Annotated in this window: 19 protein-coding genes and 1 pseudogene; 18 read left to right on the top strand and 2 right to left on the bottom strand. The window is 60.6% G+C overall.

Features of this window, described 5'->3' with window-relative positions; genetic code table 11:
* Positions 1–95 precede the first annotated feature (95 nt).
* From AC244_RS30425 to AC244_RS38970, 18 genes and pseudogenes are all read left to right on the top strand, one after another.
* Entirely contained in the window at positions 96–1,754 is a 1,659-nt protein-coding gene (locus tag AC244_RS30425; protein WP_053252565.1) for a hypothetical protein, read from the top strand.
* Positions 1,755–1,781: 27 nt separating this feature from the next.
* A pseudogene (locus tag AC244_RS30420) lies at positions 1,782–2,225 on the top strand (DUF5309 family protein); the annotation flags it as partial.
* Positions 2,226–2,391: 166 nt separating this feature from the next.
* A complete protein-coding gene (locus tag AC244_RS30415; RefSeq protein WP_053252564.1) occupies positions 2,392–3,018 on the top strand; it encodes a L,D-transpeptidase in 627 nt (208 codons plus the stop codon).
* A gap of 204 nt (positions 3,019–3,222) precedes the next feature.
* Complete coding sequence (locus AC244_RS30410; protein WP_053252563.1) at positions 3,223–3,816, top strand: hypothetical protein; 594 nt, start codon at positions 3,223–3,225, stop codon at positions 3,814–3,816.
* 89 nt (positions 3,817–3,905) lie between these two features.
* Positions 3,906–4,073 (top strand): hypothetical protein, encoded by a 168-nt coding sequence (locus AC244_RS37745; RefSeq protein WP_167590792.1) that lies wholly within the window; start codon positions 3,906–3,908, stop codon positions 4,071–4,073.
* Positions 4,074–4,075: 2 nt separating this feature from the next.
* Positions 4,076–4,399 (top strand): hypothetical protein, encoded by a 324-nt coding sequence (locus tag AC244_RS30405; RefSeq protein ID WP_053252562.1) that lies wholly within the window; start codon positions 4,076–4,078, stop codon positions 4,397–4,399.
* Complete coding sequence (locus AC244_RS30400) at positions 4,396–4,995, top strand: hypothetical protein (protein ID WP_053252561.1); 600 nt, start codon at positions 4,396–4,398, stop codon at positions 4,993–4,995. Before AC244_RS30405 ends, AC244_RS30400 begins: the two co-directional genes overlap by 4 nt.
* A complete protein-coding gene (locus tag AC244_RS30395) occupies positions 4,992–5,594 on the top strand; it encodes a hypothetical protein (RefSeq protein WP_053252560.1) in 603 nt (200 codons plus the stop codon). Before AC244_RS30400 ends, AC244_RS30395 begins: the two co-directional genes overlap by 4 nt.
* Before the next feature lie 2 nt (positions 5,595–5,596).
* A complete protein-coding gene (locus AC244_RS30390) occupies positions 5,597–7,207 on the top strand; it encodes a hypothetical protein (protein WP_414735969.1) in 1,611 nt (536 codons plus the stop codon).
* On the top strand, positions 7,204–7,650 hold the full coding sequence (locus AC244_RS30385) for a GNAT family N-acetyltransferase (RefSeq protein WP_053252558.1): 447 nt from the start codon (positions 7,204–7,206) through the stop codon (positions 7,648–7,650). Before AC244_RS30390 ends, AC244_RS30385 begins: the two co-directional genes overlap by 4 nt.
* A 24-nt stretch (positions 7,651–7,674) precedes the next feature.
* Positions 7,675–9,282: a tail fiber domain-containing protein gene (locus tag AC244_RS30380; RefSeq protein ID WP_053252557.1), complete on the top strand. Its 1,608-nt coding sequence runs from the start codon at positions 7,675–7,677 to the stop codon at positions 9,280–9,282.
* 457 nt (positions 9,283–9,739) lie between these two features.
* Entirely contained in the window at positions 9,740–11,281 is a 1,542-nt protein-coding gene (locus AC244_RS38395; protein WP_234717072.1) for a hypothetical protein, read from the top strand.
* Between the two features lie 10 nt (positions 11,282–11,291).
* Positions 11,292–11,771 (top strand): hypothetical protein, encoded by a 480-nt coding sequence (locus AC244_RS30370; protein ID WP_053252556.1) that lies wholly within the window; start codon positions 11,292–11,294, stop codon positions 11,769–11,771.
* An 858-nt stretch (positions 11,772–12,629) separates the two neighbouring features.
* The gene (locus tag AC244_RS30360) at positions 12,630–13,205 is read left to right on the top strand and encodes a hypothetical protein (RefSeq protein WP_053252555.1); all 576 of its coding nucleotides are present in this window, start codon (positions 12,630–12,632) and stop codon (positions 13,203–13,205) included.
* A gap of 469 nt (positions 13,206–13,674) precedes the next feature.
* Entirely contained in the window at positions 13,675–14,328 is a 654-nt protein-coding gene (locus tag AC244_RS30355) for a lysozyme (RefSeq protein ID WP_053252605.1), read from the top strand.
* A gap of 117 nt (positions 14,329–14,445) precedes the next feature.
* Entirely contained in the window at positions 14,446–14,703 is a 258-nt protein-coding gene (locus AC244_RS35880) for a hypothetical protein (protein WP_082367274.1), read from the top strand.
* A complete protein-coding gene (locus AC244_RS30345) occupies positions 14,690–15,064 on the top strand; it encodes a DUF1515 family protein (RefSeq protein ID WP_053252553.1) in 375 nt (124 codons plus the stop codon). The genes AC244_RS35880 and AC244_RS30345 overlap by 14 nt, the downstream gene beginning before the upstream one ends.
* A 458-nt stretch (positions 15,065–15,522) precedes the next feature.
* Positions 15,523–15,630: a DUF1515 family protein gene (locus AC244_RS38970; RefSeq protein WP_082367273.1), complete on the top strand. Its 108-nt coding sequence runs from the start codon at positions 15,523–15,525 to the stop codon at positions 15,628–15,630.
* 102 nt (positions 15,631–15,732) lie between these two features.
* On the opposite strand, the gene AC244_RS30340 is transcribed toward AC244_RS38970, so the two are convergent.
* Positions 15,733–15,996 (bottom strand): hypothetical protein, encoded by a 264-nt coding sequence (locus tag AC244_RS30340; protein WP_053252552.1) that lies wholly within the window; start codon positions 15,994–15,996, stop codon positions 15,733–15,735.
* Positions 15,997–16,273: 277 nt separating this feature from the next.
* Positions 16,274–16,519, bottom strand: coding sequence for a hypothetical protein (locus AC244_RS30335; RefSeq protein WP_053252551.1), 246 nt, complete (start codon positions 16,517–16,519; stop codon positions 16,274–16,276).
* Between the last annotated feature and the right edge of the window lie 786 nt (positions 16,520–17,305).

Genomic DNA, 17,305 nt, shown 5'->3' with positions numbered 1-17,305 from the left:
AGAAACGGCGGTTCTCCAACCCTCTCAGACAGTTTCGAGGCGTTTGTCCGACGCGTTCGAGCAACACTATTCAGGTCACAAGGCGAGTTCGGCAGATGGGGTCCAACATTCTCAAGCGTCTTTGCGCGGTCTTCTATCTGCTCGTGCTTGCGACGCCTGCAGCGGCGGTTGAGCGGGGCGATGCGGAAAGAGTGTTTGGCGCATTCTTGGCGTGCAAGGACGACATCTTTTCTCTTCTCACGAGCGACAAGGCAGACTTCCGTGCATTAACGATTACCCCTTACGATCACGAGGCGGACGGAGTAAACGGGCACTACATCGCGTTCGCGGCGCCTGTCGTTGCTTCTGGACTGCCGCTTGGCAGGTATGTCCAGTTCGAGGCCGTTGGCATTGCGGTTCCGCACTTCGCATGGGGCTTCGAGGTGGAGCGGAATGTGCCTGAGGTTGCCAATGCGATCGAGGCGCTGCTGCCGGGCGCCAGGTTCGTTGCCAAAGATGGTCATCTGCTCGAATTGAAGCTCAGCACCGAGCCGGAGGCACAGCGCAGCGACACATCGGTCGCACCGGAGGACAGCTACAGGAAAATCGTCATACGCCAAGCGAACGATCCCACGCGGACGCTTTTGATGTGCGACGCTTCCAAGGATCGGATGTCGGGTCTGGCAATCGACGAGGAGACGGGAAGGAAGCGCTTGCCTTCACCGGAGGACCTGTTTCCGTCAGTGAAAGTACCGGCTAAAGCCGATAAAATTCTCGACGCTTTCGTCGCATGCAAGCCCTCGTTCTTCAACGTGCTGTGGGACGAAAGAAAGACCTTTCCGCGGGTCCGCGTCGAAGCCTTTGAAAGCCCAGGCAACAAGCCTCATGTTCCCGAAGCCGTGAATACCTATAACGAAAGCGTGACGTTCGAGCGCCCCGTCAAGATCGGCGATTTTTCCGTGGTGCGCTTCTTTCAGCGAAGGACGATAGAGGAGGGCAAGCCGACACGCTTTGCCTGGGCCTTTCAGGTGAACGCACCGCCCCGTGAGGTCGCGCGTGCCATTGCTGAGCGATACCGGGTGAGATTCTGGGGAAATTTCTCTTTGCTGAGCTCCAGGGATGCCGCCGTCGGCCCGGTCTCGAAACACCTGGATTTCAGCTCCTATTTTGATCCTGACGAGCAGGCAACCGTAACCTGTGAACCCGATGAAGGCGAAACAAAGGACTTCCGCTTGCCGTGGGCGGAGGAGACTTTCGGCTTGGCGGAACTTGGGCCGCCCCCGCTGATCCGAGGCAACAGGCTGGTGAACGCGCTGCTGCAATGCCGGCAGGACTTCTTCGCGGCCCTTGGTGAGGAGAAGGACTCTTTCGGCAAGATGACGTTCAAGGATGCCATGGGGACATATCGAGAGCCTGGAGGCGTTGCTCGGGCGGCGCTGCGTGTGGCGTTCGAGAAGCCGGTCTATGTCTCGGGCTTTATGCTGACCGGGTACATTCAGCAGCGTGTTGATGTCGCCGGCCAGCCGAAACTGATCTGGGGTTTCCAAACGCCGGGAAATGAAGACGACCTTATTCGTGTTGCTGAGAACCGCACGGGAAGCAGCTATGTCGAGAACGAAGGCTGGTCGCTCGACCTGGAAGCGGAAGCGACCGGCTATACGCCCTCTGAGGCACTCGGCTTCGCTGACGGCTTCATCGGTTGCACCACACCGCTCGCTTCCGGCAAGACACCGCCGGAGCCGGTCGACCTCTTTCGGAACGAACATGGGAAGTAATGACTAGAGGATATCTTTAGGTCGAAGGGGTTTGCGCTGACGCCGACCGACGGCACGCAGCGCCCCTTCACCAAGGCGATTCTCGACCAGGTGATGCAGACCGGCTACCAGAACGGCGCCAACTTCCGCCACGTCTCGGTTTCGCCTTACGTGAAATCGGTGTTCGTCACCTTCATGTCCGACGCCAACGTGGCGCCGTTCCGCTACGCGGTCTCGCAAGGCGGCGAACGCAACACGATCGTGGCGACCGCCGACTACTACGAGGGTCCGTTCGGCACCGTGATGATCCACCCGAACCGGGTGCAGGCGGGCACCACGAAACTCGCGCGCAACGCCTTCTTCCTCGACACCGACATGCTGTCCTTCCTCTGGCTGCGCAACATCCAGGAAGACAAGGACGTGGCCAAGACCGGCGACGCCGACAAGGGCGTAATCATCGGCGAGGGCACGCTGAATGTGCACAACGAATAGGGCCCGGGCGTTGCGGCCGACTTGTTTGGGTTGAGCGCGGCGAGCTGATTTTCAGAGTTCGCGCCCGCATCATCATCCTCGTTTGCCGCGCGAGGACGATGATCGTCGCCGTCAATGCGGCCGGCTTAAATCGGCGATTTCACAGGCTCCAACAAGGAACGATGCGATGGATCAAAGGAACAACGGCAACAGAATCAAGCTTCACTTTGATGGGAAGCGGCTGAATGCCACCGAGAACGGCCGTTACGCCGGCGGCTGGGATGGCGTGAGTGGCAGGCCGGGCCATCAAACGCCGGAGTGGCAGGGTGACGCGGGCGAGGGACCAATACCGCAAGGAACATATGACGTCGGACCACTTCAACACATCGGGTTGAGGGACGAAGCCCTCGGTATGCTGAAGGCTGTCGGTGTCTCAAAAGGGGGGTGGCCAGGCGGCCGCTATGCGTGGGGGCGGTCGCGGACATGGCTTGATCCAAAAGCGGATATTGATCCCAGCGGCGCCCATAGAAGCGGCTTCTCGATCCACGGCGGATCGGCGCCCGGTTCGGCCGGATGCATTGATCTGACCGGCCAGATGGACAATTTCGCCGACTTCTACAAAAAGACTGGCCAGTCGGCTGATTTGAACGTCTCCTATCCCGAATACGATCCTGAAACCTCTGCGAGCGAAGCGCCTGAACGAAAGCACAAGCCGGCCCCCGAGCCCGAAGGGGAGTACCGCTGGGAGCCCGGAATCTCTTCGCCAAACCGCCGTGGTTTATCGCTGCGCGATGCGTTGAGGATCTTCGAATGACGACCTGCCCCGTGCGCATTTCCGGTCACCGGTGACGCGCACGGTATGTCGCTGGTAATCGCCTTGCCAGAGAACCGGAGTGCCTCCTTGTGTTCGTTCTTGAAATGTTCTACACTTTTTCCGGGTGGTCCATTGCTTGCGCAACGCGCTGAGGACACGCCGCACATAAGTTCATAAACGTCCGGCGCAGGCCGAGGAGGGGTCTTGTTCAGAGCGATTGTATCGGCAGTTGCCGCCTTGTCATTTATCGGTTTTGCCTCGCCGGCCGAGGCCGGGGCGGATCGAGCAGTCAAGGCGCTGTTCGCCTGCAACACCGACTTTTTCGAAGTCCTGAGAAGTGAACGCACGGCGTTCCGCGTATCGGAAGTCATGACAGTCTCTTACGAGGATCAGCGTATAGACATCATCGAGTTTGACCCGCCCGTGCAGGCGCTTGGCCTTCGCTTGACAAGTTACAGACAGGAGACGTCTATGAACTATGGTGGCGAGCCGGTTGTCGTTACCTGGGGATTTCAGTCGGCCGAGGTGCCGATGACCGTGGCGCTTGCGCTTCGGGAGCATTTTCCTGGCGAACAGCCTTTCAGGGGAACGTCTTCCAGGCTGGTGCCGGCGGAGACTGATACCCGAATCAAGTCCTTCATGATCACGGAGACGAGACTGCGGGGGGAAACCGGCGCCAATCTGGAGTGCAGTTCCCGAATGGTTGGTGACATCAGGTCTCTGCCCGATGTTGCCGATCTCTTTTTCGATACCTGGAGGAACCGCTGGCGGGCGTGGATCGATGAATGGTTGGATTGAGATGTGCGGGTGGGGCGCTTCACACCTTCAAACGAACAAATCTTGGCAAGGCGGTTCTTCGGAGCCGCCTTTTTTCATGGAGAATTTTGATGTCCGAAACAAAGAAATCGGTGCCAGTTCGTCTCGTCTATGACGTCTGGTTCCAAGAGGGCGAGCGCACGGCTGCGGGCGCGGTCGTATCCGTCGGTCTCGACGAGGCCAAGGCGCTGATTGCGGCCGGCAAGGCCGAGCGTGCCGATCCGCTGCCGGGGGAGTGACCATGCTGATCCGTGACGGGGCGTGGACGCTCTACGACCACGACATGGCGAGCGGCCGGTGCGTCTGGCACCACTTCGACGGGGAGAAGGACGTCTATCGCGTCGATTATCCCGTCGACAACCTGATCAGCGAAAACCTGGATGTGCGCAACAGCGCCGAAAAGGCCTGGCGCGGCGACTGGCATCGCGTTGCCTCCATTCCTCTCAACGTCGCGCATTCCTCGGGCCTCGTCGAGGCGCATTCGCAGGGTGACGACCGGTTCGTCAAACGCTTTCTCAACGACGGCGACAACCGTGCCTGGCGCACGAAGGACGGGCAGCTATGACCATTTCCGACTACGCCTCGCTAATCGTCGATGCCGGCGAATACAGCGGGCGCAACGACATCGCCCATCTCTTTCCCCGCTTCCTCGGCCTTGCCGAGCTGAAGCTCAACCGCGCGCTGCGTGTGAGCGAGATGGAACACAAGGCGCCGATTGCGGTCGTCGATGGTGAGGCGCCGTTGCCGATGGACTTCCTCGAGGCACGGCAGGTACTTTCCGCGAGCGGTCTGCCGATCCGGGCCGTGGCGCTGCAGCAGCTAGCCATCAACGCTCAAGCCGGGGCGGGGCCGCCGCTCGGCTATGTCATCGTCGGCAACCGGATCAAGGTTTTGCCCGGCGGCGACCACGGGCTGACCATGACTTACTATCGCAAGATCCCGCCACTTTCGCCTGTCAACCCGACGAACTGGCTGCTTGAGAAGGCGGCCGATGTCTACCTCTACGCACTGGTAGAAGAAATTGCCGTGTGGGAACGCGACGCCGGCAAGGCGGGGGCGGCGCAGGAGCTGAAGCTGATGGCGCTTTCGGGCCTGAAGATCGGCGACGAGCGGGCCCGCTGGGGCGACGCGCAGATGACGGTGGGAGGAGCGACACCATGACCCTGATTTCCGCGATCAACGAGGTCTGCGACATCGTTTCGCTCGACCGTTTCGACAGCGTCTACGGATCGAACGACCCGAATGCGCAGACGATGGTGGCGCTGGCGCAGGAGGCCGGAGACGAGATCTCGCGCCGCGGTGACTGGCAACGCATGTTGAAACAGCATGTGGTGATTGCCTTGCCGCAGAACTTGCCGGCAGACTACCAGCGCCTGACGCCGGGCGGCGCTATCCGCACCGCCACGGGCAGCTTTTTCCGGCCGATCACCAACAGTTCGCAGTGGGCGGTGATTGCCGCCGCTGCTCCAGCGCAACCCTATTTCTTCATCAGGGACAACCAGATCCATCTGTCTCCAGCTTCTGCCGGCGCGGCTGCCGTCATCGACTACGTCTCCAGGAACTGGGTGCTTGGCGATCCCTTCGAGGAGCGCGACACGCTGAAGGCCGATGACGACCGGCCGCTGTTTGCCGAGCGGCTGCTGACCAAGGGCATCCTGTGGCGATGGAAGCGCCAGAAGGGGCTGCCCTATGACGACAGCCTGGCGGAATTCGAGGCCGATCTGATCCAGGAGATCAACGCCGACCGGGGGGCATCATGAGAATGGATGTGAGGCCCGGCCGGATCGGGAAGAGCAACCGCGGTGCGGTCGCCATCGGGCGGCAGCAGACATCGCAGCCGATTACCTTTCCGGCGCCGAAGAACGGTCTGGTGACGACGGCGGACATGGCCTCGCAACAGCCGGGCTCGGCCACTGTGCTGCGCAACTTCCTGCCGACGCTGGTGGGCTGCCGCATTCGCGGCGGATCGCAGAAGCGTGGAAAGGCTCTCGACGGCGGGACGATCCGCAGCGCGTTCAAATACAAATATGGCGCGATCGAAAAGCTGTTCATGGCAACCGATACGGCGATCTACGACATGACATCGCTGGCAGCGCCGCCGGCGACGATGTCGGCGGCGACGGGCGGACTGACCAGCGGCGACTGGTGCACGTTCCAGCACACCAACGCCGGCAACTCCTTCCTCATCTGCCTCAACGGCGCCGACCAGCGCCGCGTCTACAATGGCAGCACATGGGCGACGACGCCGGCGATTACCTTTACCGATGCGACAACTGCGGCGCAGTTGAACTACGGCTGGCTCTTCAAGAACCGTCAGTTCTTTCTGAAGAATGCGACGCTCGACGCCTATTACCTGCCCGTCAACGCCATCGGCGGGGGGGCGGCGGTTTTTTCGCTTGGCGGGGGGGTGGAGAAGGGGGGCTCACTCCTGACCGGCTTTTCCTGGTCATTGGAAAGCGGCGACGGTCTTTCCGATCTCTGCGTATTCGTCTCGACCGAAGGAGAGGTGGCCGTTTATGCTGGCTCCGACCCGAGTGATGCCAATAGTTTCGCATTGAAGGGCGTCTACCAGATCGGCCGGCCACTCGGCAAAAATGCCTGGATCCGTGCCGGCGGTGACATCCTGATCGCCACCAGCGACGGGTTGACGCCGATCTCGCAGGTGTTTCAGCGCGACCGGCAGGCACTGAGCCAGGTATCGGTTTCGCGGCCGATCGAGGACGACTGGCGGCGGGCGGCAAACGCCACCGGCGCCGGCTGGGTGGTGAAGCAATGGCCCGAGCAGAACCTGGTGTTCATCGCCTTTCCGGCCAATGCCGTGGTCAGCGACACGACTTTCGTGCTCAACGTGCTGAACGGCCGCTGGTCGACCATCAGCAACTGGAAGGCGACCTGTTACGAGACCCTGCAGGGCGGCCTGTTTTTCGGTTCGCTCAACGGTCTGTGCTGGCAGGGAGACACGACGGGCACGGATGACGGGCTGACCTTTACCGCCGCCTATCTCTCGCAGTTTGCGCCCGCCGGACAGTTCGGCCAGCGCACGGCGGCGACGATGGCACACATGTATTTCCGGGCGAAATCCGAGCCGAAGGTCCGTCTCTTTGCCCGCGCGGACTACGACAAGGCGATACCGACTTTCACCACTGTGACCGCAGGCGATGCCGCGTCATCGGAGTGGGACGTGGGGCTCTGGGATGTCGGCGTCTGGGACGGTCTGTCGCAGCAGCAGCGCTACAGCTTTCGCCAGAACGTGCGCGCGGCCGGCGACATGCTGGCCGTTGGTTGCGTCATCACCTCGGGCGGTCCGGCAAAGCTCGATCTCGAGGTGGATCTTGCGACGTTGCAGGTGGCAGCCGGCGAGGCGAGCACATGAATATCATCTGGGGCGGCGCCGGCAACCCGGCGACAAACCAGGCGATCGCCGATTTCGTTGCCGGCCGTATCGACGGCTGCGAACGCGGCTTTGCCGACTTCACGACCATGGGCGTGACCGAAAGTGACACGCTGATCGCCGGTGTGGTCTTTCACAATTATGCGCCGGAGGCCGGCGTCATCGAGCTTTCCTCCGCCTCGACCAGCAGGCGCTGGCTGACGCGGCCGGTGCTGAATGCGATGTTCGGCTATCCGCTGGACGAGGTCGGCTGCCAGATGGTGGTGCTGCGCGTTTCCGAGCGCAACACGGGCATGATCGCCATCGCCAGGCGCTTCGGCTTTGACAGCTACCGCATCCCGCGCCTGCGCGGGCGGGATGAGGCGGAAATCATCTTCACACTCACTGACAACGACTGGCGGGCACATCCGGTCAATCAAAGATAATCAACATGGGCAAAGGTAGGTAACATGGGCAAGTCCAAAGCACCGAAGCCGCCGGATCCGCGCGAAACCGCGGCGGCGCAAACCTCGACGAATATCGCCACCGCAGTGGCGAACGGCTATATCGGCAACGTCAACCAGGTCACGCCCGATGGCAGCCTGACCTATACGCAGACCGGCACGAACAAGTGGCGTGACCCGATGAGCGGCGCTATCTACGATCTGCCGACCGTGACGGCGACGCAGACGCTCTCGCCGGCACAACAGGCGATCAAGGACCAGACGGACGCCGCGGAAAAGAACCTGGCGACGCTTGCCAACAACCAGTCGGGAAGGCTGAACGACCTGCTCGGCAAACCGATCGACCTTTCCGGCGCGCCGGCCGCCGGTAATCCGGCCTCGATCAGCCTGCCGAACTATGCGCAATACGGCGGCGGTCCGAGCCTGCAGACGAACCTCGGCAACACCGGCACGATCCAGAACACTATCGCCGGGGCCGGCGACATCCAGAAGGGTGTCGGCAATGCCGGTACCATTCAGGCGTCTCTCGGCAATGCCGGTGACATCAGCCGCTCCTACGAAACGAACTTCGACACCAAGCGCTACGAGGATGCGCTGATGTCGCGGATGAACCCGCAGCTCGAGCGGGACCGTGCGGCACTGGAAACGCAGCTGGCCAACCAGGGCCTGCAGCCGGGGTCGGAAGCCTATAACCGGGCCATCGACCAGGCGAGCCGGCAGGCGAACGATGCGCGCTTCGGCGCCATTCTCAATGCCGGGCAGGAACAATCGCGGCTCGTTGGGCTGGCGCGGGATGCGGCCGGCTTCCAGAACAACGCCCAGCAGCAGGCCTATAACCAGGCACTGACGAGCGGCCAATTCGCCAACCAGGCACAGAACCAGCAATACACCCAGAACGCCAACACCATGCAGCAGGCGAATGCTGCGCAGCAGCAGCTCTTTGCCCAGAACCAGGCGCAGCAGCAGGCGATGAACGCCGCCCAGCAGCAGAACTTCAACCAGGCGCTGGCGGCCGCCGGCTTCAGCAACGATGCACAGCAGCAGATGCACCAGAACGGCCAGTCGGCGACAGCTGCCAACAATGCGCTGAAGGACCAGACCTACAATGCCCAGCAGGCGCAACTGGCCGCGCAGAACGCGGCAAGGGCGCAATATCTCAACGAGATGTATGCCCAGCGCAACCAGCCGATCAACGAGATCTCCAGCCTGCTTTCCGGCGCCCAGGTGAGCAACCCCAACTTCGTGCCGACGCAGGGGCAGCGGATCGAGCCGGTGGATTATACCGGGCTGGTGCAGCAGGACTATCAGAACCGAGTGGCCGCCTACAACCAGAAGCGCGAAGGCATCAGCAGTGTACTTGGAAGCATCCTCGGGGCCTTGCCGAAGCCTTCAGACCGCCGTCTCAAGAAGGACATCAAGAAAGTCGGCAAGCTCGATGGGCATTCGCTCTACGAATATCGCTACAAGGGCGAGCCGCAGCGCGGCGCCAAGCACATCGGCGTGATGGCGCAGGAGGTGGAGAAGACCCGCCCCGACGCCGTCAGCCGCGACCCGGACGGCATGCGCCGCGTCGACTACGGCCGGCTGTTTTCCGCCGGGAGGAAGAAGCGGTAGGCCGCTTGCGGTGCTTGATACGCCACGAAAGCTTGTCGCCGCAGCGACCGACGGCTAAAGCGCGTCGCGATCTCTAGGATTCGCTTGTTGCGCCTTAAGCTGTTGTTCTTGCGCATGCCGTTATCGCAAGACCGCTGCACACTTTTGCGCGACATGCATGAGGTGGGCCTGCCATCGCATCCTGTCGCCGGCGGAGGCATTTGACGTGACCGGCCGTCCGCGCAGACATCGTGTCTGCGGGCCACATGCGAGGCAGCGCGAGATGCCGGCAGGGCCGACAGCCGGCTTTCGATCCGATCTCCGACCCGGTCGCCGGTATTTCCAGCCAACGGGGATGTGATGCAGCAAGCAGAGATTCCAGTGCTCTCTGCACTACCGGGCAGCGCCGCGGCCCATCTACCCAACAATCAAACGACTTGGCAGGCCCCTGAAAGGGGTGCTTCTACGGAGAAAACCCATGCCCAGAACAGGCGGCGTCTACTCGCCCCCCGCCGGCACCAAAGGCGTGCCGAACACGACCATCCAGAGCGTGCCTTACAACACGCTGATCGACGACTTGGCGGCGGATGCCAATGCGGCACGCCCGGTCACGGCCGGCGGTACCGGCGCGACGTCGGCGAGCGGCGCCCGAACAGCGCTCGGCGTCGAGATCGGAACCAACGTGCAGGCGTATGATGCAGGCTTGCAGTCGATCGCCGGTCTGGTGACCGTCGCTGATCAAATGATCTACACGACCGCGTTGGACGCGTATGCCACGACGGCGCTGACGCCGTTTGCTCGAACGCTGCTTGATGACGCGGACGCGGCAACTGCGCTGACCACCCTCGGCGTTTCGGATTTCATGAAAACCGTGCTGGACGATGGGGACGCGGTAACGGCACGCGCGACGCTCGGAGCAAACAATGCGTCGAACCTGACGGCCGGTACCGTCAGTGACGCGCGGTTGCCGACGACGATGGGCGGAAAGACGTTCACCGGCGCCACCACGTTTCAGACGACTGTATCCGTCACCGGGGCCAGCAACGGGATTGAGCTCGGCCCGCAGGGCGTCTCGAACACGCCGTTCCTCGACTTCCATTCCTCAGCCAACGTCAACGATTATGATGTGCGGCTCATTGCCAGCGGCGGCGCAGCTGGCGTGGGACTTGGTACGCTGACGGTTTCCGCCGCCACGGTTACCTATACCGGCAGCGCCACTATTCAGGGGATGAAGAGCACCAGCTTTGTGCAGGCTCTTGGCGACATGCTCATCGACGGCGCCGGCGACCGGCGTCTCTATTTCCGCTCGGCTGCCGGTGTTCCGCGCGGCATCGTTCGCCACGATCAGGCGGCCGACGCCATGATCATCAGCATGTTTAATTCTTCTGGGGCTTGGTGTCGAGACCTCTATATCGGCGGCGCCACGGCCGAGTTAGGCTACAATGGTGACATCGTTCTTGGCGGCGCATCCCGGTTCCAGACGGATGGCAACATCTATATGCAGTGGGCCGGGGCATATCTCTCTACCGTCCTCAATTCCAAGATCACCACCGATGGCCGCGCCTATCCTCGGCGTGTTGGCGGCGGCGATCTCAACTTCAATTGGAGTGGTCAGGGTGGTCAGCCGTCGTGGCTCTGGGGCGGTAACGATGGCGCCAACATGTACGTCTACAGCCCTTCCAATTTCAGCGTGAACTACGCCAATTCGGCCGGTTACGCGGGCAGCTCGGGCAACGCCGATACCGTTGATGGCTATCACGCCATTGACTTGGCTCAAATCTACAAAGGCGGCGACCACCTATTAACCAACTATCCAATCGGCACAATTATTCTAGCGTATGGGGGTGGAGCGCAAGTAAACCGCAATGCTGGTAATGCTGTTTACATTCTGACTTCCGCGACCAGTGGTTTTACTATCAACACTTCTGCTGGCGCGCAATTGGCAGGTACATGGGTTGGACGTGGTGCGTTTCAATACAGCAGCGGAAATAACATAATGTTGATGCAGCGCATTGCATAAGGGAATACAAATGATTGAAATTGTATCAATTGAGAACATCACTCGAACGTCATCGAATACGATGTTCAACGTCAAAGGAATTATCAAAATCAGTGGCGTTGAATACCCAGTCGAACACGGATATTCTCCGGATGACCCGCACGGTCTCAGTCCCGTATTGAAGGATTGGATCGAAGATCATCCGGAATTTCCGATTGGCGCATACGCTCCGCCCCCGCCGCCGACCTTAGAGGAGCTTCGGGCGCAAATGCCGCCCCTGACGGCCCGCCAACTTCGGCTTGGCCTCGTCGGCCACGGCATATCCCTTTCGTCTGTGACAGTGACCATCGAGGCTATGCCTCCCGGCCCCGAAAAGGAGAAGGCACAAATCGAGTGGGAGTATGCGACCACCTTCAGCCGCATGCATCCGCTGATCGCGACCGTTGGCGCCGCGCTCAATTTGACTGATATGCAGATTGACGCCATGTGGCGTGCTGCAATGCAACTGTAGCTCACGCGGTTTGATGGTGCGACCCTTTCGCCGGAATGGAGGGAAGCGCCATGGGGCAGGTTCGTCACGGTTGCTCCACGACCACCCACGCGGTCCGAGCTGCGATACAACGATCGTGGCGCAGAGCAGGCAGCATGGCATCAACATCAAGACAGGCGCCAAATGGCGCAAGCGGGCTTCGGTTAATGATCTCAAGACTGGGCTGAAGGGCCAAGGTCATCGGTCCTGAGCGAGGCTGAGGAGGCGACGGTCGTTGCTGCATATTGCGGCGGCATGCGCTTCGCTGCTGGATGACTGCCTCTCTGCGCTGCATTCGATGATCCTGCATCTGACGGTTGGCGCTGCGTCGGTGTCTACAGCGGCTCGGCATTTGCCGCTTGCCGGGGGTGGATGGCGACAAGCCGAAATGCCAAAGGTTCAAACGCTATCCCATCGGCTTCCTTCACATCGCTATCGCCGAAGTGCAGGCGCCCGAGGGCAAGCTTAACCTTTTGGTGGCAACTGACCGAACGAGCAAGCTTGTGGCGGCCCAACTCGTCAAAAGGCGGATAGCGTGGGTGTCCCTGGAGCGCCTGCTCCAAGCCGTACCCTATCAGATCCACACCATTCTGATCGCAAGCATTGCCAGAAGCGTGACCATCAGGAGGGCGGCTCCGTATATAGCCACTGTGATGCGGCGACGGCGTGCGCCGGTCCAATCGTAGCTCATCGTCTTGTTCCGCCGACTTTTATATCGTGACGCGGACGATCGGCGATTCTGCTTAACAAATAGGAAAGCATTGTCGACAAAACTATGCTTCCGCATTCTGTATGCTGCTAGTCTGGCGTCATGTGGCTCATATGAGGCGGAGGTAGCGCATGCCGGATGCTTCGATCGACCTGGCCCTCTATTCGGCCGCACTGAATGTCACGGTACCGCCGGCGCTTATCCGGCCCTTTCTCGACCAATTGGCAGAGGGGCAGTTCTCCATCGATGAAATCAGGAAGCGTTGCGCGGAGAACGGCGTGCGCCTCAAGGCGCATCTGCGCAAGGGCGAACGCACCCGCAAGGACCTGCGCGCGGCCTTCGACATGCAGTCGGTGGAGCGCAGGCACCTGGATATTCTCGACATGCTGATTGCAAGCCTGGAGGCGAAAGCCGCGCGCGACGCGAGCGAGTTCGACGGGTTGTTGGACGACTTCAAGATGAGGGTTTCGGCCCTTTCCGCCTCCGTCGACGCTGATGAAGCATCGGCGCTGGACGAAATCTACAGGACGATCGAGGCGCAGGTGCGCGTGGAGGTCGGCGAACTCTCCGATGTCGCCCTGTTTCTGCGTGGCCTGCGCTCGAGATGTAGCGACGACCGCGGCGAGAAAGAACACCTCGCCGACAGCGAAAGTCTCAAGAAGCTGTTGGGTTCGTTGTCGCCACCAAAGCCGCCGTCCGTTTCCTAGAGCGTTTCCGGTTTAGACGGAGTCGCGGAAACGCTCTATCTCTTTGTTTTTAAGCATTTCCTGACGGAAAACCGCTTCGCACTTTTCCTGGAAATGCTCTAGACGGACGGCTTCTACCCACCATCCAATCGAACACGGCTGCCCATGGCGCCTGCGCGAAGCGCGGCGCGCGCGACTGCATAATTCCTTAAATCGGATCCGATTTAAGGAGAAACTTATGCAGCAAGTCCAAAGCGTTACAGCGTCCTTTGCGCGTCATATTTGACGCGCGGCGCTGTAAAGGTATTGCCTACGAGCTCCGGCGTGTCAGTAGGGCTGTACCATAACGACACAGCTGACAAGCACGATGGCCAGTGCGGTCATCTTCACGAATGCGGCATCCATCATGGCGAAATCTCCCCTTTGATCGCCTAGCAACGCATTACCGTTGCTTCTGGTTCCCAATCTAAACAGGACAAACGACATGAACATGAACCGACGCATCAATGTGGCGGGCCTTTCGCTCGTCAAACAGTGGGAAGGCCTGAAGACGAAGACCTATCGGGACATCGCCGGCATCTGGACCATCGGTTATGGCCACACCAGCGCTGCGGGCGCTCCGATGGTGAAGCCGGGAATGGCGATCACCGAGGCGCAGGCAGAGGAAATCTTGAGGACGGACTTGGCGACATTCGAAGAGCGGGTGTCGCGCCTCGTCAAGGTGCCGCTTACCGACAACCAGTTCGCCGTGCTTGTCTCCTTCGATTTCAACACCGGCAGGCTCGGCAAATCAACGTTGCTCAAAAGGCTGAATGCCGGTGACTACGACGCCGTGCCGCTGGAGCTGATGAAATGGGTCAATGCCGGCGGCAGGCGGGTGAAGGGACTGGTCAATCGCCGGTCTGCTGAAGCCGGGCTTTGGGCCAAGGGCGAGTTCGTTGCCTCCAACACCGTTACCGCCGCGCCGAATCCGCCCGAAGTGGTGAGCAAGGAGAACATCTCGTGGCTCGCCGGCATTCTTTCCTCGCTCGGCTTCGCGTTTACGGGCAGTGGCCCGCTGCAATGGGCATTTGCCGGCATCATTGCCGTTGCCTTCGCCATCGGCGCCTTCCTCTTCCTTCGCAAGCGGCTCGATCCGGCATGATCGCCTGGCCGAAGATCCTTTTCGGCGGGCTTATGCTCGCTGCCATCACCTGGGCCGTGCTCGAGATCCGGGCGGATGGCGCCCGGTCCGTTCTTCACGCGATCGAAAGGCAGAACAATGACGCTGCGAACCGCGCTCAGGAGAAGCGCCTTGATTACGATTCCTGTCTTGATGCTGGCGGGCTGTGGGATTTCGGGGCCGGAAAATGCCATCGGCCTTAAAAGCGTCGTCGGCGTCGACCTTGTCGGCGCGCGCGGCGCGACGCCGGTAGACCAACGCAAGATAGACAGGACAGTCGTCGGACTGTGCGCGGCGGCTGTCTGGTCAAAGGCGGACTGCGCACGGCATGGAGGGCGTCAGAATGTCTCCCGCTGACATCGACGTCAGCGTGCATCGCCAACTCGGCGAACTGGTCGCGGGCATGCGCGGCCTGCAGGAATCGATCCGCCGGATCGAGGAGGGCGCGCAGCGTGCCGAAGACAAGGCGACGAGCAGCCGGGCCGGCGTCCATCAACGCATGGATCAGCTGGTTGATCGTGTCGGCGATCTGGAGACCTCCGTTTCCACGCTCGGTGGTGACGTGGCGGAAATGAAGCCCGTCACCGACGACGTCAAGCGCTGGAAGCTGATGGGCATCGGCGCACTCGGCGTTACCGGCATCGCCGCCATGGCGCTCGGAGTGAGCTTCGCCGAGGCGATAAGGCGGATTGTGTTCGTCATCATAGGGAAGGGGTAGATACGAGAATTCGTAACACTACGTGGCGGATTCAGAGAATGGAAAGCTCAAAGCGGCATAACACGCAAATCTGAAAATGGCTTTAAAATGAGGCGGGACTGTTCAATGAGGGGGATTAGTTTTGTAATCGTTAGTGCATCGGTGATCACGTTAGCCGGTTGTGTGGGGGAGACGTTCGACAGCGTCATAATGCATCGAGCTTCCGATCGCGCAACCGCTGAATGCTCAAGTGGAACTTATGGAGTGGGCATTCTCGGACAAGATAAGAGCCCGCCTCCAAATGTGACGCGGTGCGTCGCAGCCTGTCAGAGAATGGGCTTTGTCGTTGTTGAAACCTACCCTCGTTCTGACCTCGTTATTAAAACTCATGAGGTTAGTGACGTCTCTGAAACTGAGTGTTCAACGAGACAGCCGTTTTGATATTCGATTTTGGTACAGCATAAGCACGACGTGAAGCGATGGGGATCGGCGCGCTCGGCGTCACCGGTATTGCAGCGATGGCGTTGGGTGTCAGCTTCGCGGAGGCGATAAGGCGGATCGTATTGGTCATTATCGGCAAGGGGTGACGGCGGCGTCCGCGGGCACTGGTTCGCCTTGGCCGGACGGTGTCAACGGGCGAGATGAGTAGCCGAGTGGTTCGATCGGGACTGGCCCAACCTACGCGCAGCCTAGTGAAGCGTCTGGACCGGGTGTTCCGTGAAGGTGTGGATGCCGTCGCGTTCGATGGTGGCGAGGAACTCTTCATAGGCTTCTCGGTCCGTGGGGAAGGAATCTTCCCATACGGTGGAGTAGCCTTCCTCGTCGATTACCTCGAGCGTCCAGTCGAGATTGGAGCCCGTCGGGCGTGATATGCGGATATGGACGACGACGTCGTCGTCGGCAAACTCGCCGGACAATTCCGAAAGCTCGAGGTCTTCTTCTGTTTGGGTCATGAGCGTTTATAACATGTCCTGAGTGAGCGAACCAATCTTGTGACGGTCCCTGGCCTTTGCCTGTGTGGGGAGGCTGCATTTGCGCGGCTGGTCAGGCAAGGGCGGTTTGACGTCTTGATAGGCCGAAAGGCGATTACCATACAATAGGATAGGTGCGGCCGGGGTTGCTTTGCAACCCCGGCCTCTTTTGCACGTCGTGATGCTGATAACGGTGAGCCGGCAGGCGAACCGCCTGCAATTCGTGCCGGCGCCGATCGTCCTTGCTGCTTCGACCGCATCACTGGTCGGGTGCCACCGACCATGGCGCGCTTCTGCGCTCGAACCACAAAGCCCGCTCGCACAGGGCTGCCTCGTCACGCGTGCCGCAGCGAAATTCGCCGATGATGAATTTCGCCAGGCGATCGGCGCGATAGTCGGTGCGTTGCATCCTTGCGGCAAGGCAGGCGGTATTGAGGACACGCTGGAGCATGGCGATCTCAGCCGGGCTGAACGCACAGTCCAGACGCTTGGAATGATGCTGCATTTGAACCTCCCATGGGCGACTGCGGCGGTTCTTACTTTGCCTTGTCGGCTCGTATCGGCGCGCGCTGACGTATTAGCTGGTCGAGGTCCGTCTTATACGGTCCGTGCTTCGCGAAAACCTCACGGGCCTCCAGCGGCGGTAGGCCGGAGGCGGCGATAAACTCCTCCAGATCGTATCGAGTGTTCCAGTTTTTGACGACTCGGCCGAACTGTCCTTTCGTGTCTGACGCAAACATAATGAACCTCCCGTTCTGGAGGATAAATTCACGATGCGAACGGTGGTTCCACTGCACTGAAAATTCCGTCTCAAAATGCGTTCAGACCCTGCTCTCGATGCGCGGAGCGCCATCTTGCCCGCGGCGCAGCAGGGCCGGACGGCGGACCCTTCGTCACCGCGCCTCCGGGGTGGGAGGCTACAGCGCCGCGCGTCTTATCAGACGCGCAAAGGTCGCTGTAGCACTTTGAATTGCTGCATGTTTTTGTCCTTAAATCGGCTACGATTTAAGGAAACATGCAGTAGGCGCAGCGCGCGGATGCGGAGGATGGCGCAGTGATTTGCTGGAGGGCGATTACGGCCTGAGATCATGGGTGCGGCATCAGGCGGTGCAGCGGAGGCGCCTGCACAGCACGCGTCGCCTTGTGTTCGGTGAAAATCCGTCTGCGGAGGCAGCCTCGCGACTGACGGTTGTCGAGAATTTTCTGCGGTAGGCCAGAAATAGCCACACACGGCCCGTTGCAGTTGTGGTTCTGCGAGCGAGATCGGAATAGAATGCGCTATTACACATTA

This window comes from Ensifer adhaerens, assembly GCF_001270265.1.
GTDB lineage: Bacteria > Pseudomonadota > Alphaproteobacteria > Rhizobiales > Rhizobiaceae > Ensifer > Ensifer adhaerens_B.
The sequence above is the reverse complement of the archived record's forward strand: the minus strand, read 5'-3'. Positions and strand labels throughout refer to the sequence as shown.